Below are 16139 nucleotides of genomic sequence, written 5' to 3' on the forward strand. Positions count from 1 at the left end.
ACCAATCTCAATGGTTGCGGCCGAAAATTCCGGTCATGGCCCTCAGCCGCGCGGCAATGGCCGGCTCGAACTGGTCGTCCACGGCCCGCCAGCTCCAGTTGCCCTTGGCCACCGACGGCATGTTCATGCGCGCGCCCTCGCCCAGGCACAAAAGATCCTGCATGGGCACGACCACCTTGGAGGCCGCGCTGGCCATGACCAGACGCAGCAAGGCCCAAGGCACTTCCTCATGGGGAATCTGCCGGCCGAGATAGGCGTAAAGCGACTCCAGAGCCTCGCTGCCGGATTCGCTGCGCGCCCAGCCCAGGGTGGTGTTGTTGTCGTGGGTGCCGGTGTAGGCCACGCTGTTTCGGCTGTAATTATGCGGCGCGTCGCGGTTCACGGCGAGGCTTGAACCAAAGGCGAACTGAAGCACGCGCATGCCGGGAAAGCCGAAATCCTGCATGAGTTCGCGCACCTCGGCGGTAATGACGCCCAAATCCTCGGCAATGAGCGGCAGGGCCGGAAACCGCCGGGTCAGGGCCGTAAAAAGCGCCCGGCCCGGAGCCTTGACCCACTCGCCCCGAACGGCCGTCTTCTCGCTGGCCGGGATCTCCCAATAGGCCTCAAAGCCCCGGAAATGGTCCAGACGGACGATGTCATAGAGGGCCAGGGTGCGCTCCATGCGTCGCAGCCACCAGGCAAAGCCGCTCGCTTCATGGGCCGGCCAATCGTAGACCGGATTGCCCCAGCGCTGCCCTGTCTCGCTGAAATAATCCGGCGGCACGCCGGCCACCAGGACCGGCCGCCTGTCCGGACCGAGCTTGAACAGGCCGGGATTGGCCCAGACGTCGGCGCTGTCCTCGGTAACATAAATGGGCATGTCGCCAATGACCTGGATGTCGGCCTGGCGCAGTTCGGCCCGAAGCGCCTTCCACTGCCCGTCAGCCAGATATTGCACGAACCGGACATACTCGATCTCTTCGGCCATGCGCTGGGACAAGGCGGACAGCTCCCTGGCGTCGCGGTCGCGCAACGCCTTGGGCCAATCGCCAAACCCGGCCTCGCCATGCTCCCGCTTGGCCGCCCGGAACAGGGCGTAATCATCCAGCCAGCCGGCTTCGTCCCGGCAAAATATCGTGAAGCCGGCATCCAGCCCCACCCGCTCCCGGTTCTTGCCAAAAGCCAGCCGCAACAGGGCGTCTTTCTTCACTTGCGCCTGTTCGTAATCGGCCACGGCCGGATTTCCCGCCACGGCCGCCGCCTCGATCTCCTCCGTCGTCAACCAGCCGTCCGCAACCAACTGCTCGGGGCTGATCAAGAGCGGATTCACGGCAAAGGCCGAATCACTGCTGTAGGGCGAATTGCCTATATAGGTCGACGTCGGCGTCAGCGGCAGAATCTGCCAGTACGACTGGGACGACTGGGTCAAAAATCGGGCGAACCGCCGCGCCCCCGGACCGAAGTCGCCAATACCGAACCGGGACGGAAGCGAGGTGATGTGCATGAGCACGCCGCTGGCTCTACGCTGCATGGTGGCTCCTTTTGTGGGAATAAAGGAGAGAATGTGGGGGAGGGAACCCCGGGCCAGCGGCCCGCAGCAATGGGTCCGTCCCAACTCCGACACTCCCCAAAACTTTTAACGGGATCAAAATTACATTTTCATGGTCAGGCAGCAAGCCCGCACGAAATACCCCATCTTCGACGCGCCCCCACCCCGGCCATGCGCCCAACCCGCTTACCGCTCTCCCTCGCCCCTATCCGGGGGTCCGGGGGGATGATCCCCCCGGTGGGTCCAGGGCAACGCCCTGGTGGGGTCTGGGGCAACGCCCCAGCAGGGTCCGGGACAGCGTCCCGAATGTCCCTCCCCTACGCCGGCTTCAGAAACACCGCGCCGAGCGGCGGCAGTGTCAGGGTCAGGGAATGGGGCCGGCCAAAGCTCTCGATCGTGTCGGCCATGACGGCTCCGGCGTTGCCGAGTCCCGAGCCGCCGTAGCTGCGGGCGTCGCTGTTTACGAGTTCGCGCCAAAGCCCCGGGACGGGCACGCCGACGCGGTAGTTCTCGCGGGGCACGGGGGTGAAATTGAGCACCACGAGCACCATGTCGCCGGGTGTCTTGCCGTGGCGCAGGAAGGCCAGGACGCTGGCTTCCGTGTCGCGGTAATCGATCCACTCGAAGCCTTCGGCCTTGAAGTCGCGTTCGTGCAGGGCCGTCTCGGTGCGATACAGACGGTTGAGGTCGGCCACCCATTGCAGGATGCCCTGGTGGGGCGGCGATTCGAGGAGTTCCCATTGCAGTTCGGCGTCGTGGTTCCATTCCTGCCACTGGCCGAACTCGCCGCCCATAAAGAGCAGCTTCTTGCCGGGGTGGCCGTACATGAATCCGTAGAGCAGGCGCAGGTTGGCAAAGCGCCGCCAGTCGTCGCCGGGCATCTTGGAGAGCAGGCTGCCTTTGCCGTAGACCACTTCGTCGTGGGACAGGGGCAGGACGAAATTTTCCGTAAAGGCGTACCAGATGGCAAAGGTAAGCTGGCCGTGGTGGTATTTGCGAAAGATGGGGTCGAAGGCGAAGTAGGCCAGGGTATCGTGCATCCAGCCCATGTTCCACTTCATGCCGAACCCGAGGCCCCCGAGGTAGGGCGGGCGCGAGACCATGGGCCAGGAGGTGGATTCCTCGGCCATGGTTTCGGTGTCCGGGAAGCGGGTGTAGGTCATTTCATTCAAGCGGCGCAAAAAGTCGATGTTTTCCAGATTTTCGTGGCCGCCATGACTGTTGGGAATCCATTCGCCCTCGCGGCGGGAGTAGTCGAGGTAGAGCATGGAGGCCACGGCGTCCACGCGCAGGGCGTCGATGTGGTAGTGCTTGAGCCAAAAGAGCGCACTGGAAATAAGGAAGGCGCGGACTTCGAACCGGCCGGTATTGAAGATGTAACAGTTCCAGTCGGGATGGTAGCCCTTGCGGGGATCGGCGTGCTCGAAGAGATGGGTGCCGTCGAAAAAAGACAGGCCATAGCCGTCGGCCGGGAAATGGGAGGGGACCCAGTCGAGGACCACGCCGATGCCGTTTTGGTGCAGCCGGTCAATGAGGGTCATAAAGTCTTGCGGCGTGCCGAAACGGCTGGTCGGGGCAAAGTAGCCCAGGGTCTGGTAGCCCCAGGAGCCGAAGAAGGGGTGCTCCATGATGGGCAGGAACTCGACGTGGGTAAAGCCGGCCCGCAGCACGTGTTCGGTCAGGTGGTCGGCCATCTCGATATAGGACAGGGAGCGGTAGCGGTCCTCGTGGACGCGGCGAAAGGAGCCGAGGTGGACCTCGTAGATGGAGACGGGCGCGGCAAAACCGTTTTTGTCCTGGCGCGAAGCCATCCAGGCGGCATCGTTCCAGGCGTGGTCAAGGTCCCAGACAATGGAGGCCGTGTTGGGCGAGGTTTCCCAGTAAAAGGCGAAGGGGTCGCCCTTGTCGGCCCGGTAATCGGCCACGGCGGAGGTGATGTGGTACTTGTAGTGCGCGCCCTTGCCGAGTCCCGGGATGAAACATTCGTAAATGCCCGAAGCATCGTGGCGCACGGCCATGGGATGGCGTTCGGGTTCCCAGCCGTTGAAATCGCCAACCACGGAGACGGCTTTGGCATTGGGCGCCCAGACCGCGAAATGGGCGCCGGGCTGGCCGTCCACGGTCATCAGGGCGGAGCCGAGCTTGTCGGGCAGATCGAAGTGGTTCCCCTGCTTAAACAGGTAGATATCGTGTTCGGTAAGGCGCGAAATATCGTGACGGGGCGGGGTTGTGTCCCACATGGGATTCTCCTTGCTCTGACCAAACCCAGGCTGATCCGGGAAAGATAAGCCAAATGGCGGCTTGGGGCAACGCGGGGGAAATTCAGGCGAAAGAAAGACGCAGCCCGGAGCCGACCTCATGGACCGGAACAATCCGGGCCAGGGCCAGCTTTGCAGCCAGTCCGGTGCAATGGCAGGGATAGAGGGCGGCCAGACCGGCCCGGTGCAGGTAGTCGGCGGTGGCGGCAAAAAGCGCCGGGTCATTGGCGAGCAGATGCAGTCCGCCGATGACGGCGGCCACCCGGCGCACGCCGGTCACCCGACGGGCATGCTCGACGATGTTGCAGATGCCGGCGTGGGAACAGCCGGTGATGATGACCAGCCCGTCGTCGCTGCGGTAAGCCAGGGCGGTGTCGTCGGGCAGCTCGTCGGGCACAAGGCCCTGGAGACCGTGGCGTTCACCGATGGGGCGGGCGGTCTCAAAGGGCAGCAGGCGGGGAATTTCACCGAGAAAGAGCAACCGATCGGTCAGCGGCACAGGGTCGGCGGACAGGGTGAGGTCAAAACACTGTTCCAGGGCTTCGCAGCCAAGCAGGGAGCCGATGGGTTCGCCGGGTGCGATCCGGCGCGGGGCCAGGGCCTCGGGATGGGCCACCAGCCGGGGTTTGCGGCCAGGATGTCCCTTGGCGGCCTGTTCGGTCAGGCAGGCCACGAGGGGCACAAGGCCCCAGGTGTGGTCGTTGTGGCCATGGGACAGGGCCACCGCGTCGATGGCGGCCAGATCAATGCCGAGCCGGGCGGCGTTGCGGCAGGCGGCGTCGGAGTAGCCGCAATCAAGGAGCACCCGGGTCCCGCCCTCTTCCATATAAAGCGACAAGGCCGGCTCACCGAGCAGATAGTTGTCGGTCAGCGTGTTGTTGTCGATAAGGACCGTGAGTTCCATAGGAAGCGAGTGGCCTCAACTGTAGCCGAAAGTCAAGGTATTCCTGGACAGACCCCCTGACATCGGGCACATTGTACAACAAAATCCGTACACTGATGCAGAAGGGGGACTCTATGAAAACACGTCTGTTGCCGGCCTTTGCCCTGCTCCTGCTGCTCGCCGTCGTCAGCGTCGGTTGCAGCGTCTCCATTGACCTGACCCCGCCGCCCTCCGCCGGCTATGTCCGGGTGGTCAGCGTCGAATCGGTGTATATCCGCAGCTGCCCGTCCACGAGCTGCGATGTGCGCACCGTGGTGTTTCGCGGCCAGGCCGTGCGGGTGTACGAATATCAGAACGGCTGGGCTCGCGTGACCTTGCTCGAATCCGGGGCCACAGGCTGGATGGACGCCCACTATCTGCGCAATCCCTAAGCATTTTTTCGATACACCGGGCAAATGCAAGAGCCGGGCGGAGAGTCTCCGCCCGGCTCTTGCATTTGGGGCCGAGGGCCGGCTCGTCCGGCTTACAGGACGTCGAGACGCGACAGACCGGGCACTGCCGCCCCCAGGGCGTCCAGGGACGACGTCGGTCCCAGCACCACCACCGAGGCGTTTTTGGCCGCAGCGTCCAGGGCTTCGCCGTACTCCCGGAACCGGGCCATGCCCGCGCCGAGCACCTGGGCGCGCAGGGCCGCCCGGCGTTCGGCCGTATCGCCGGTCAGCCGCCGGGCCAGGGCGACATGGCCCTTGGCGTCGGGCAGCATGTGGGCGTCAATGTCGCCGATCGCGCCAATCACGGCCCGGGTCATCTCCTCGTCGGAAAAGTCCGCGTCCATGAGATAGCGCCCGGCCTGCTTGAAGATCTCGACCGTGGCCTCGGTGTTGGGGTCGCGGTAGGAGACGAAGACCGCCTGCCCGCCGATGCGGTCCAGGGAGCAAAACGCGCCGTACGCGCCGCCGCGCACCCGCACCCGGTCCCAGAGATAGGCCATGCGCAGGTAGCGGCTGGCCACCAGATCCGCGCCGTCAAAGGTCCAGCCGGTGGGGATGAGGTCAAGGCCGACGCCGACGTAATGGACCTGGGCCGGAATGGCCATGCCTTCGGCCGCAGCCAACTCCGGGCGCGTCCAGGCCTGGGGCGTCGCCGCAGCGGCGGGCAGGGTTTCCAGGAAAGCGGCCAGGGAGCGCTCCATGTCGGGCATCGCCCCCTCGGACACGGTCAGCCCGGCCATGGTCCCGGCACGGGTCAAAATCAGATCCCGCAGGGTTTCCAGATCGCGCCGCACGCCCTCGTAGTCATCCCCCAACCGGGCCACCAGCTGGCGCAGATAGAGCAGTTGGGACACGCCGCGCAGCCGCTCGCCCGTGGCTCCGGCCAGGGTGTACCGGGCACGCAGCCGCGATCCGGCCGTGGCATGGCCGGCCGGAGCCAGCCGCCGCTCCAGGCGCGACTTGGCCTCCACCGCCATCTGGCTGAACCGCTCGCGGTTGCCGAAGTCTGTTTTTTGAATGATTTCAGACAGGATATCATAGAGTTCCGGCATCTTTTCCACCGTGGCCTTGGCCCGCAGCACCAGCCGGGCGGCCACGGCGTCCGGACCGGCGTCCACCACGCCGGCGGCCAGGACCTCGCGGGCAATGCCGCCGGTCTTGGCGGCAATGCGCCGGGTGAGCGTCACGGCGTCATAGCGCTCGGTGCCAAGCTCCAGCAGCGCCCGGCCGAAAAGCGGGGTCAGCGGCACCAGATGATCCGGCACGCCGGCCAGGGGAAAGGCCAGATCCAGATAGGCCACGCCCGAGGTTTCCAGGGGATGGAGCAACAGCTCGGCCTCGCCGTGGGCCACGACGCGCTGGGGAATGGGCGCTTCGTCCCGGGGCAGGTCGGCCAGGGCCAGACTGGGGATTTTGGCCAGATCCTCCGGGGCGTCCGGGGTATCCTGGAACTGGCGCAAGGCGGCCAAATCCGCTTCAATGGCGGTGCGGCCGGCGTCGCTTAAGGCGGCGGCCACGGCGGCCAGTTCGGCCTTTTCCTCGGCCAGCCGACGTTCGTCGAGTTCGGTGTCCGGGGCCAGGGTCAGGGCCACGCGGTGGGGGTTGTCGAGCAGCCACAGGCGCAAGGCGTCCTCCAGCACCCGCTCGCCGGCGGCCAGACGGGCTTTCAAGCGGCCAAGCGGACCGGAAAAGCGCAAGGGGGTCAGCGGATCGCCGTCGTGCAGCCAGGTGGTCAGGGCGCGCAGCATCATGGACAGCCCGCGCGGGAACGAGCCGGTGTTGTTTTCCCGAAGCGAGAATTCCAGGGCATTGACCCCGGCTTCCACGGCGTCGGCCGGCAGGCCTTCGGCGGCCAGGCGGGTGAGCGTGTCGACGATGAGCTGCTCCACCGCAGCCGAGGTGCCGGGCTTTATCCCTTTGAGACCAACCGAGAAAAACATCTGGCGCAGCTCGGTCTCAAGGCCCCCGCCGGCCAGATCCTCGCCCAGGCCGCTGTCGAGCAGGGCCTTGCGCAAGGGCGAGGACGGCAGCCCGATCAGCACATGCTCAAGGACATCAAAGACCATGACCAGATCCTGGTCGGCCACGTCGGGGAGGAGCCAGTTGACCGTGACAAAGGCCCGATCGGCCTGTCCCGGGGCGGCGGCGTAGGGCATTACCACGGTTTTGGGCGCGGCAAAGGGCTGCTGGCGGGCCACCGACACGGCGGCCGGGCGGGCTTCGAAACGGCCCAGATAGTCGTCAAGCAGGCGCAGCCGTTCGGTTGGATCGTCGTCGCCGGAAAAAAAGAACCGGCCGTTGGACGGATGGTAATAGGTGTCGTGAAAGGCCTTGAAGGCCTCGTAGCTGAGGGTGGGGATCACCTTGGGATCGCCGCCGGAATCGACGCCGTAAGTGGTGTCGGGAAACAGCAGGCGCTGGGAGAATTCGCCGAGAACCGAATCGGGCGAGGAATAAACCCCCTTCATTTCATTAAAGACCACCCCGCTGCGAATCAGTTCGCCGGCCGGGTTCCATTCGAAATGCCAGCCTTCCTGAAGAAAGACGGCCCGGGGGATGCGCGGGAAAAACACGGCGTCGAGATAGACGTCAACCAGGTTGTAAAAATCCCGGACATTGGTCGAGGCCACGGGATAGCAGGTCTTGTCGGGGTAGGTGAAGGCGTTTAAAAAGGTGTTGAGCGACCCCTTGAGCAGTTCGACAAACGGCTCCTTGACCGGGTATTTGCGCGACCCGCACAGCACGGAATGCTCAAGGATATGGGGCACGCCGGTGGAACAGTCCGGGGGGGTGCGAAAAGCCGCGCCAAACACCTTGTTGGCGTCGTCAAGGACCAGGGAAAGGAGTTCGGCGCCGGTACGGTCGTGGCGCAACACCATTGCCCGGGCAGCGTATTCGTCGAGGGATTCGTCGCGAAGGACGGAAAAACCATGGGTTCGGGACATCGTGGCTCCTACGTTGGTCGTTACCTGCCGGGATATGGCCGGCGACCTTTTTTGTACACATTCAGGCAAAATATGCTATAGGGGTCGAACCGATCAGGTTCGCATCGGTCCGTGGCTGAGGAAAGGGGGCGCATCCACTTGCGCCTGGGAGAAAAATGAACTATATTTTAACTGGAGAACAGAGGGAAGCGCCTCAGACTGTCATTAATTCAACGAATTAAGCGACTTGAGGGGCTGGGGATTCCTTGCCCCCGCGGGCGGCGAATTCCCGTTCTAGGCTAATGAGGGTTTTTTTTGGCAAGGGTGAATCTCATTCACATCTCCGAGGAGGGAGTTATGAACAAGAAACTTCAAGTTTTGTTGGTGGCCCTGGTTGCCCTGCTGCTGGGCTTCAGCGGCCCGGCCATGGCGAAGAAGCAGGTCCCGAAAGTCGATAACTTCATTTATTTTATCGACCATTCCAGCTCCATGGCGTTTTCCTACAAGGGACAGCGCTATGTGCAGTTTGGCGGCGTCTCCAAGATCATGATGGCCAAGTCCCTGGCCCGTGAACTCAACAAGATGACCCCCGAGCTTGGCTACAAGGCCGGCCTGTACACCTTCGCCCCGTACAAAGAGTACGCCGCGATGGCCCCGTTCAAGCAGGCCACCATGGCTCCCGCCATCGAAAAGATCAACACCGACTACACCGTCTACGGCCGCATGACCCCCATGGGCAAGGGCCTGGAAGATCTGGACAAGCTGCCCCTTTCCACCCTTTCCGGAAAGACCGGCGTGTTCATCTTCTCTGACGGCGATTCCAACTGCGGCGTCGACCCCGTGGCCGTTGCCCAGTCCCTGAAGGCCAAGTACGGCGACAACCTGTGCTTCTACATCGTTGACCTGTCCGACAGCAAGCATGGCCAGCAGGTTCTGAAGGCCATTGCCGCTCTGGGCAAGTGCAACTGCATCGAGCTCGGCGAAGAGCTGCTTCGTAACGAAGCCGCCCGCGAGAAGTTCCTTGAGTGCGCCCTGTACGAGTGGATCGAAGACGAAATCGTCGTCTTCCGCAGCATCTACTTCGACTTCGACAAGTACAACATCAAGCCCGAGTTCGTGCCCGTTCTTGAAGAAGGCACCGCCATCATCAAGTCGAAGACCGGCATGAAGGTCGTCCTTGAAGGCCACACCGACTCCATCGGCTCCGAGCAGTACAACATGAAGCTTGGTCAGCGCCGCGCCGACTCCGTCAAGGCTTTCTTCGTCAAGAAGGGCATTGATTCGAGCCGCATCGAGACCATCAGCTTCGGCGAGTCCGACCCGGTCGCCACCAACAAGACCGCTCAGGGCCGCGCTCTGAACCGTCGTTGCGTCATCAAGTTCAAGTCCATGTAGTTGAGACTCGACGTCTCACTGGCCAGACGCCCTTCGGGGCGTCTGGCCTTGTATTTTGATCGGAGAGAAAAACCCCATGCCCACCTCCAAGATCCTTGTCTCCCTCGCTCTCCTGATTTTCGCCGTCACCAGCGTGGCCTCCGCCGGATTATCCATCTATCCTGCTGACGGGCCTGCCCCGAAAATTGTCGTTGAACAGCCCAAGCCCCTGACCTACAAGGTCGAGAAGGGCGATACCGTGGCTGTCATCGCCAAGAAATTCGGCCTGGACGCCAAAGCACTGCTGGCGGCAAACGGACTGGCCGACGCTAAAAAGCTCAAGGCCGGCCAAACCCTTACCATCCCCGGGAAGACCGCTGCTCCGGCTGCCGCGCCGGTTGCCGCGCCGGGAGCCAAGACGCCGCAGCCGGCAGCTGCCGACACGGCCCAGGCCAAGACTCCCGCTCCCCTGGCTGCCGCCCCTGAGGCGATCAAGCCCGATGCGACCGCCCGCAAAGGCAAGTCAAAGGAAGCCATGGACCCGGGCGTTGTCGAGGAAAAGCCGGTCAAAGGCAAAAAAGGCAAGAAAGGCAAGGACGAGCCCCTGGCCGTCCCCTCGCCCACAGTCGAAGTCAGCGACAAGATGCGGGCTTCCTTCGGCAAGACCGGCGTCATCGGCAACACCACCGACGTCCCCCAGGCCATTCGCGACGAATTCTGGCGCTATGCCCAAAAGTGGGTTGACGAACTCGACCGCCTGGGCGTCGGCACGGCCCAAAACAAAAAGATCCGGCAGGTCGGCAGCCAGTGGGAAGCCACCTACCGCGTCATCATCCGCGATTCGCTCGGGGCCGAGGTCAAGCGGGTCGAGTACGACCACACGCCCTATGTCGGCCACATTACCTACACCCAGCGCGTCTACACCTCGGTGGCCCCGACCAAGGACGCCGCCCTGCGTGGTCCCTGGACGGAAAAAGACGAAGCCATCCGCGAGATTTTCAGCTATTCCGGCAAGAATAAAGCCTGGCGATAAGCGCCGGCGTTTGACGAGAAAGCCCCCCGGACCGCTGTCCGGGGGGCTTTTTTATTGCGTGCTCAAGCGCAGCCCTGGCAAGCCGGTCCGCAGCCGACCGGCTTGCCAGTCACTCCCAAAACCCCTTTACAAACGTCTCCCGTTGCAGGGGTTCGGGGGGATCATCCCCCCCGCCGCCAGAGGCATCTTCTGCCTTCGTTCCCGGCCGCCGGAGGCGTCTTCTGCCTCCCCTTTCTCCCCCTCATCTTACGCGCGCCAATCGCGCCACTGCGCCAACAGTCCGGCCAGGGCCTTGCCGCGGTGGCTGCAGGCGTTTTTCTCAGCGGCAGTCAATTCGGCTGCGGTCTTGCCGGCGGCCGGGTCAAAAAAAAGCGGATCATAGCCAAAGCCGCCGACTCCGGCCGGGGCAGTCGCCACCCGGCCTTCCCAGGCGCCCTCGGCAATCAGTTCGCGGCCATCGGGTGCAGCGGCCACAACCACGGACACGAAACGGCAGGTCCGGTCAGCTTCCGGCACATGGGCCAGGGCAGCCAGGAGCTTGGCGTTATTGGCGGCATCGGTTGCGTCCTCGCCGGCGTAGCGGGCCGAGCGCACCCCGGGCGCACCGGACAGGGCATCGACGCACAGCCCGGAGTCGTCGGCCAGACTGATGTGGCCGGTGGCCCGGCAGACGGCCTGGGCTTTGATACGGGCGTTTTCCAGAAAGGTGTCGCCGGTTTCGGCTATTTCGCCGATGGCCGGAAAATCGGCCAGTCCGAGCACCGTCACGCCAAATCCGTGGAGAAGGGCGTTTAATTCCTTGATTTTCCCGGCATTGCGGGTGGCCAGGACAACGGTTGTCGCGGCAGGTGAACACGTCGCATCCATCGAAACTCCTTCAATTTTCCGGCCTGCGGCGGCAGTGGCCCAGCCGCTCGCGGGGCTGCTTTTGCCTTCCGGGCCTTCCCATGGTAGCCCGGCGACACACTGCCTGCAAGGATGGAACGAAACCCATGTCAAAGATATACCGCGTCCACACCATAAGCCTTGGCTGCCCCAAGAACCGGGTGGACACCGAGGCCGTGCTCGGCGGCCTGCCCTTTGCGACAACTCCGGCCGAGAGCCCGGACGCAGCCGATCTGGTGGTCATCAATACCTGCTCGTTTATTGCGCCGGCCGTGGAAGAATCGGTCGCCGCCATCCTTGAGGCCTCGGAGGCCATCCGCGAATTGACCCCTCGTCCGGTGCTGGCGGTGCTCGGCTGTCTGCCTTCCCGCTTTGGCCAGGACCTGCGCGACGGCCTGCCCGAGGTGGACATCTGGGGCCTGCCCTCCGAGCTGGATCTGATCCCGGGCCGGCTGGCCGCAGCCCTGGGCGCGGAACCGGCCGCCCCTACGGGCCGGCTGGCCAGCACGCCGCCGTCGTATGCCTATCTCAAGATAGCCGAAGGCTGCGACCACGCCTGCCGCTACTGCACCATTCCCTCGATCCGGGGCGGACTGGTCAGCCGGCCCATGGATTCCCTGGTCGCAGAGTCCAGGCGGCTCCTGGAAAAAGGCGCTTCGGAAATCGTGGTGGTGGCCCAGGACGTGACCGCCTATGGCCGCGACCTGGGGCAGAAAGACGGCCTCAAACACCTGCTCGATGCGCTCCTGCCGCTTGCCGGCCTCAAATGGCTGCGCCTGCTCTATCTCTATCCGTCCGGCATGACGGATAGTCTGCTCGCCTATCTGGCCGGGGCCGGGCGGCCGTTTGTGCCCTATTTCGACATTCCCTTTCAGCATGTGCATCCGGACATGCTGGCGGCCATGGGCCGGCCCAAGGCGGCGGCGGCCGAGGTGATTGTCGAGCGGGTGCGCCGCCATTTCCCGCAGGCGGCCCTGCGCTCGACGTTTATTGTGGGCCTGCCGGGTGAAAAGAAGGAACATTTTGAAACGCTGCTCAATTTTGTGAATGAGACCAAGCTCCATCATGTCGGCGTGTTTCCCTATCATGCCGAGGCCGGCACGCCGGCGGCGGCCATGCCCGGGCAGGTGCGCCGCGACGTCAAGGCGCGGCGGGTGGATGCGATCATGACCGCCCAGCGCGAGATCAGCGCCGATATTTTAGAAGGGTACGTGGGGACGGACATGGAGGTGCTGGTGGACAGCGTGCATCCGGAGTGGCCGGGCCTGCACGTGGGCCGCACCTGGTTCCAGGCCCCGGAGATCGACGGCGTGACCTATGTCAGCGGCCCGGGCGTTGCCCCCGGGGCCATGGTGACGGCCACCATCGAAGACTCCAAGGACTACGATCTGGTCAGTCTGACCTAGGCCGGGCCAAAACTCCTGGCCTTGGGTGTCCGGGGCCGCAACAGGCCCGAGGCTTTCTCCGATTTTTTATGGACGCAGGTGGGGGTCAAGGACGAAATAGGGCTTGGCCGGGACCGTTCACGGCTCGGGTTGCGCCCGATTCGGGAGCCGGCAGCCCATTTTGGGCTGGATTTACAGTCTATTGCGACCTCCCCGTCCGTCCGCAAAAAAGAACACGGGCCACACCGCAAATGGTTCCCCAAATAAGCTCCCCGGGGAAACCGACGGCATCTCCAGTTGCGGTCGGGTGTTGCGGCCCAAACCAACAGCCTTGTCGCCAATTCCGCTGGTATCTTTGGCCTAAACAGTGTGCTATCGTCCGCGATCAGGCAGATTGATGCGGCCTTAGCCTATGCCGCCCTCTGGGTGGACCTCGATATCCAAGCCCTTTTCGACTCAGGATTTCGGCCGATTTTTCGGATCTTTTCATCCGGCGGGGTGGGGCACATTACGGTTGTGCCCAGCCCGTGTTTCTGCTATTACCACAAATCCTTTTCAGAGGGATAGATCGCGTTGGAGGTCAACTCATGGACAAAACTCAGGAAATGCAGAACAATTCTAACATGGATATGGAAGTCAACTTCGAGGACGCGCTGGAAAATTACCTCAATGAGGATTTCGGCGACCTGGAAGAAGGCTCCATAACCCCGGGCGTCGTGGTTCGCATCGGCAAGGAGCACGTCCTGGTGGACGTCAACTTCAAGTCCGAAGGCCAGATCCCCGTCAGCGAATTCTTGGACGCACTCGGCGAAATGGAAGTCAAAGTTGGCGACCAGATCGACGTGTACGTCGTCTCCAAGAACGAATCCGAAGGCACCATCATCATGTCCCGCGAGCGGGCCAAACGGATGCAGCTTTTTGATAAGCTCGAGGAAATTCAGGAAAAAGATGACGTCATCAGCGGTAAGATCGTGCGTCGCATCAAAGGCGGCTACACGGTCGATCTCGGCGGCGTCGAAGCCTTTCTGCCCGGCTCCCATGTCGATCTGCGCCCCGTGCCCGACATGGATGCCCTGGTCGGCCAGGAATTCGAATTCCGCGTTCTCAAGATCAACCGCCGTCGCAGCAACGTCATCGTCTCCCGCCGCGTGCTCCTGGAAGAGCGTCGGGATTCCATGCGCAAAGACCTCCTCAAGACCCTCGAAGAGGGCCAGACCGTTACCGGTCGGGTCAAAAACATCACCGAGTACGGCGTGTTCGTCGACCTCGGCGGCCTCGACGGCCTCATGCACATCACCGACATGTCCTGGAAGCGCATCAAGCATCCCAAGGAGTTGGTGCACCTCGGCGACGAACTGGAACTGAAGGTCCTTTCCTTCGACCAGGACAAGCAGAAGGTGTCGCTGGGCATGAAGCAGCTGGTGGCCGATCCCTGGGAAAACATCGCTGGCAAATATCCCGAAGGCACCCGTTTGTCCGGCAAGGTCACCAACCTTGTGGACTACGGTGCGTTTGTCGAGCTGGAGCCGGGCGTTGAAGGGCTGGTCCACATCTCCGAGATGTCCTGGACCCGCAAACTGCGCCACCCGAGCCAGATGGTCCACGTCGGCGACGAAGTCGAAGTGGTCGTCCTGTCCGTTGATCCGGACAAGAAGCGCATCTCCCTTGGCATGAAGCAGGTGCGCCCCAACCCCTGGGACATCGTGGCCGAGAAGTACCCCGAGGGCACCATCCTTGAGGGTTCGGTGAAAAACATCACCGAGTTCGGCATCTTCATCGGCATCGAGGACGGCATTGACGGTCTGATCCACGTCTCCGACATCTCCTGGACCAAAAAGGTCCGCCATCCGGGCGAGATGTTCAAGAGCGGCGACATCGTCATGGCCAAGGTCCTCACCGTCGACAAGGAAAACGAGAAGTTCACCCTTGGCATCAAACAATTGTCCGAAGATCCCTGGACCCGCGTGCCCGACACCTATCCGGTCGGCGCCATGGTCAAGGGCACGGTGACCAACATCACCGACTTCGGCCTCTTTGTTGAAGTCGAGGAAGGCATCGAAGGTCTCGTCCACGTCTCCGAGATCAGCCGCAAGAAGGTCAAGACCCCGGCTGAACTCTACAAGGAAGGCGACGAGATCGAAGCCAAGGTCATCCACGTCTCTGCTGACGAGCGCCGCCTGGGCCTGTCGATCAAGTCTATCAAGGACGAGGAAGACAAGAAGAAGGCCAAGGAGTTCCGCACCGCCGGTCCTTCCGACACCGGAAGCAACCTGGGCGAGCTGCTGCGCCAGAAGCTGGAAGAGGATGCCCAACGCTAACTCGCCCTTTACTGCCAGGCACCCGGCTCTGTTCGGGTGCCTGATAGCGCTTGCGGCCGTGATCCTGGTTTTCGGGGTCGCGGCCGCTTTTGGCGTCCTTGGGCATGACGAGGAAGGGGACTCCCTCTTCGGCCAGCCCGAGGCCCGCCTGGGTCTGGTCCGCATCGAAGGACCCATCGCCGATGCCGAAGACGTGGTGTCGTTTATCCGCAAACTGCGCGACGACAAGACCGTCAAGGGCGTGGTGCTGCGCATCAACTCCCCGGGCGGAGCCTTTGGCCCGTCCCAGGAAATGTACATGGCGGTCAAAAAACTTGCCGCCCAAAAGCCCGTTGTGGCGTCTTTCTCCGCCGTGGCCGCCTCGGGAGGCTACTATGCCGCCTGCGGGGCCAATCGGATCTTCTCCAATCCCGGCACCATCACCGGCAGCATCGGGGTCATCACCCAGCTGGCCAATGCCCAGGAGCTGTTGCAAAAGCTCGGGGTCAATTTCGAGTCCCTGACCACCGGGAAACTCAAGGACGCCGGCAGTCCGTTTCGCCAGCTAAGCGATGCGCAACGCGCCTATCTGGAAGGCCTCATCACTGACCTCAACGCCCAGTTTTCCGGCGATGTCGCCACCGAACGCAAGCTCTCCAAGGAAGCCATTGCGCTCATTGCCGACGGCCGGGCCATGACCGGCATGCGGGCCAAGGCCCTGGGGCTGGTGGACGAGTTGGGCGGCCAGGAAGAAGCCGTGGATTCCCTCAAGGCCGAGCTTGGGCTGACCGGGGATGTGCCGCTTTTCAAAGGCCCCAAAAAGAAAACCAGCATCTTCGACAAACTGTCCTCCGCCCTGCACCTGCCCGACGCCCGCGGCCTGGCGGCCTTGTCCACCCTGGCCGATCTGCTGGACGGCGGCCAACCCCTTCCCCAAAGTCGCTAAAAGCCTTTTCCCGCCTGCCTGCCATCCTTCGCCTGCCGCGATCGGATGTTTCGCAGGCCGCACCATGAACAAACCGTCATGGCGGCCGGCCGTTCCATTCTTGACGCGAAACCGGCGCTCCTTCTAGTGTGA

11 protein-coding genes are annotated in these 16139 nt (G+C 63.2%); 6 read left to right on the forward strand and 5 right to left on the reverse strand.

Features of this window, described 5'->3' with window-relative positions; translation table 11 throughout:
* Positions 1-7: 7 nt before the first annotated feature.
* From malQ to NY78_RS15335, 3 genes are all read right to left on the reverse strand, one after another.
* Positions 8-1513, reverse strand: coding sequence for a 4-alpha-glucanotransferase (gene malQ, locus NY78_RS15325; protein ID WP_043637758.1), 1506 nt, complete (start codon positions 1511-1513; stop codon positions 8-10).
* Between the two features lie 335 nt (positions 1514-1848).
* A complete protein-coding gene (gene glgB / locus NY78_RS15330; protein WP_043637759.1) occupies positions 1849-3771 on the reverse strand; it encodes a 1,4-alpha-glucan branching protein GlgB in 1923 nt (640 codons plus the stop codon).
* A gap of 82 nt (positions 3772-3853) precedes the next feature.
* The gene (locus tag NY78_RS15335) at positions 3854-4693 is read right to left on the reverse strand and encodes an MBL fold metallo-hydrolase (RefSeq protein ID WP_043637760.1); all 840 of its coding nucleotides are present in this window, start codon (positions 4691-4693) and stop codon (positions 3854-3856) included.
* A 113-nt stretch (positions 4694-4806) separates the two neighbouring features.
* Between NY78_RS15335 and NY78_RS15340 the strand changes: the two genes are divergently transcribed.
* On the forward strand, positions 4807-5103 hold the full coding sequence (locus NY78_RS15340; protein WP_043637761.1) for an SH3 domain-containing protein: 297 nt from the start codon (positions 4807-4809) through the stop codon (positions 5101-5103).
* Positions 5104-5195: 92 nt separating this feature from the next.
* Here the strand turns inward: NY78_RS15340 and NY78_RS15345 are convergent, their stop codons facing one another.
* Positions 5196-8108 carry an insulinase family protein gene (locus tag NY78_RS15345; RefSeq protein ID WP_043637762.1) on the reverse strand — a complete coding sequence of 971 codons (2913 nt, stop codon included), beginning with the start codon at positions 8106-8108 and terminating at the stop codon, positions 5196-5198.
* Positions 8109-8444: 336 nt separating this feature from the next.
* Here NY78_RS15345 and NY78_RS15350 point away from each other — a divergent pair, with 336 nt between their 5' ends.
* Together NY78_RS15350 and NY78_RS15355 are read left to right on the forward strand one after the other, a co-directional pair.
* A complete protein-coding gene (locus tag NY78_RS15350; protein ID WP_043637763.1) occupies positions 8445-9482 on the forward strand; it encodes an OmpA family protein in 1038 nt (345 codons plus the stop codon).
* 76 nt (positions 9483-9558) lie between these two features.
* Positions 9559-10494, forward strand: a complete 936-nt coding sequence (locus NY78_RS15355; protein ID WP_043637764.1) for a LysM peptidoglycan-binding domain-containing protein — start codon at positions 9559-9561, stop codon at positions 10492-10494.
* Between the two features lie 246 nt (positions 10495-10740).
* Here the strand turns inward: NY78_RS15355 and NY78_RS15360 are convergent, their stop codons facing one another.
* Entirely contained in the window at positions 10741-11361 is a 621-nt protein-coding gene (locus NY78_RS15360; protein WP_043637765.1) for an XTP/dITP diphosphatase, read from the reverse strand.
* Positions 11362-11486: 125 nt separating this feature from the next.
* Between NY78_RS15360 and rimO the strand changes: the two genes are divergently transcribed.
* From rimO to sppA, 3 genes are all read left to right on the forward strand, one after another.
* Entirely contained in the window at positions 11487-12785 is a 1299-nt protein-coding gene (rimO, locus tag NY78_RS15365; RefSeq protein ID WP_043637766.1) for a 30S ribosomal protein S12 methylthiotransferase RimO, read from the forward strand.
* A gap of 566 nt (positions 12786-13351) precedes the next feature.
* Positions 13352-15082, forward strand: coding sequence for a 30S ribosomal protein S1 (locus NY78_RS15370; protein ID WP_043637767.1), 1731 nt, complete (start codon positions 13352-13354; stop codon positions 15080-15082).
* Positions 15069-16007, forward strand: a complete 939-nt coding sequence (sppA, locus tag NY78_RS15375) for a signal peptide peptidase SppA (protein ID WP_043637768.1) — start codon at positions 15069-15071, stop codon at positions 16005-16007. The genes NY78_RS15370 and sppA overlap by 14 nt, the downstream gene beginning before the upstream one ends.
* Positions 16008-16139: the final 132 nt, after the last annotated feature.

Origin of the sequence: Desulfovibrio sp. TomC (assembly GCF_000801335.2) — a bacterium.
Lineage (GTDB): Bacteria > Desulfobacterota > Desulfovibrionia > Desulfovibrionales > Desulfovibrionaceae > Solidesulfovibrio.

Coding starts and splice junctions, on each gene's coding strand:
- NY78_RS15360 (WP_043637765.1), bottom strand. CDS start 11,361: ATGGATGCGACGTGTTCACCTGCCGCGACAACCGTTGTCCTGGCCACC.
- NY78_RS15345 (WP_043637762.1), bottom strand. CDS start 8,108: ATGTCCCGAACCCATGGTTTTTCCGTCCTTCGCGACGAATCCCTCGAC.
- NY78_RS15340 (WP_043637761.1), top strand. CDS start 4,807: ATGAAAACACGTCTGTTGCCGGCCTTTGCCCTGCTCCTGCTGCTCGCC.
- sppA (WP_043637768.1), top strand. CDS start 15,069: ATGCCCAACGCTAACTCGCCCTTTACTGCCAGGCACCCGGCTCTGTTC.
- NY78_RS15335 (WP_043637760.1), bottom strand. CDS start 4,693: ATGGAACTCACGGTCCTTATCGACAACAACACGCTGACCGACAACTAT.
- NY78_RS15370 (WP_043637767.1), top strand. CDS start 13,352: ATGGACAAAACTCAGGAAATGCAGAACAATTCTAACATGGATATGGAA.
- malQ (WP_043637758.1), bottom strand. CDS start 1,513: ATGCAGCGTAGAGCCAGCGGCGTGCTCATGCACATCACCTCGCTTCCG.
- NY78_RS15350 (WP_043637763.1), top strand. CDS start 8,445: ATGAACAAGAAACTTCAAGTTTTGTTGGTGGCCCTGGTTGCCCTGCTG.
- glgB (WP_043637759.1), bottom strand. CDS start 3,771: ATGTGGGACACAACCCCGCCCCGTCACGATATTTCGCGCCTTACCGAA.
- rimO (WP_043637766.1), top strand. CDS start 11,487: ATGTCAAAGATATACCGCGTCCACACCATAAGCCTTGGCTGCCCCAAG.
- NY78_RS15355 (WP_043637764.1), top strand. CDS start 9,559: ATGCCCACCTCCAAGATCCTTGTCTCCCTCGCTCTCCTGATTTTCGCC.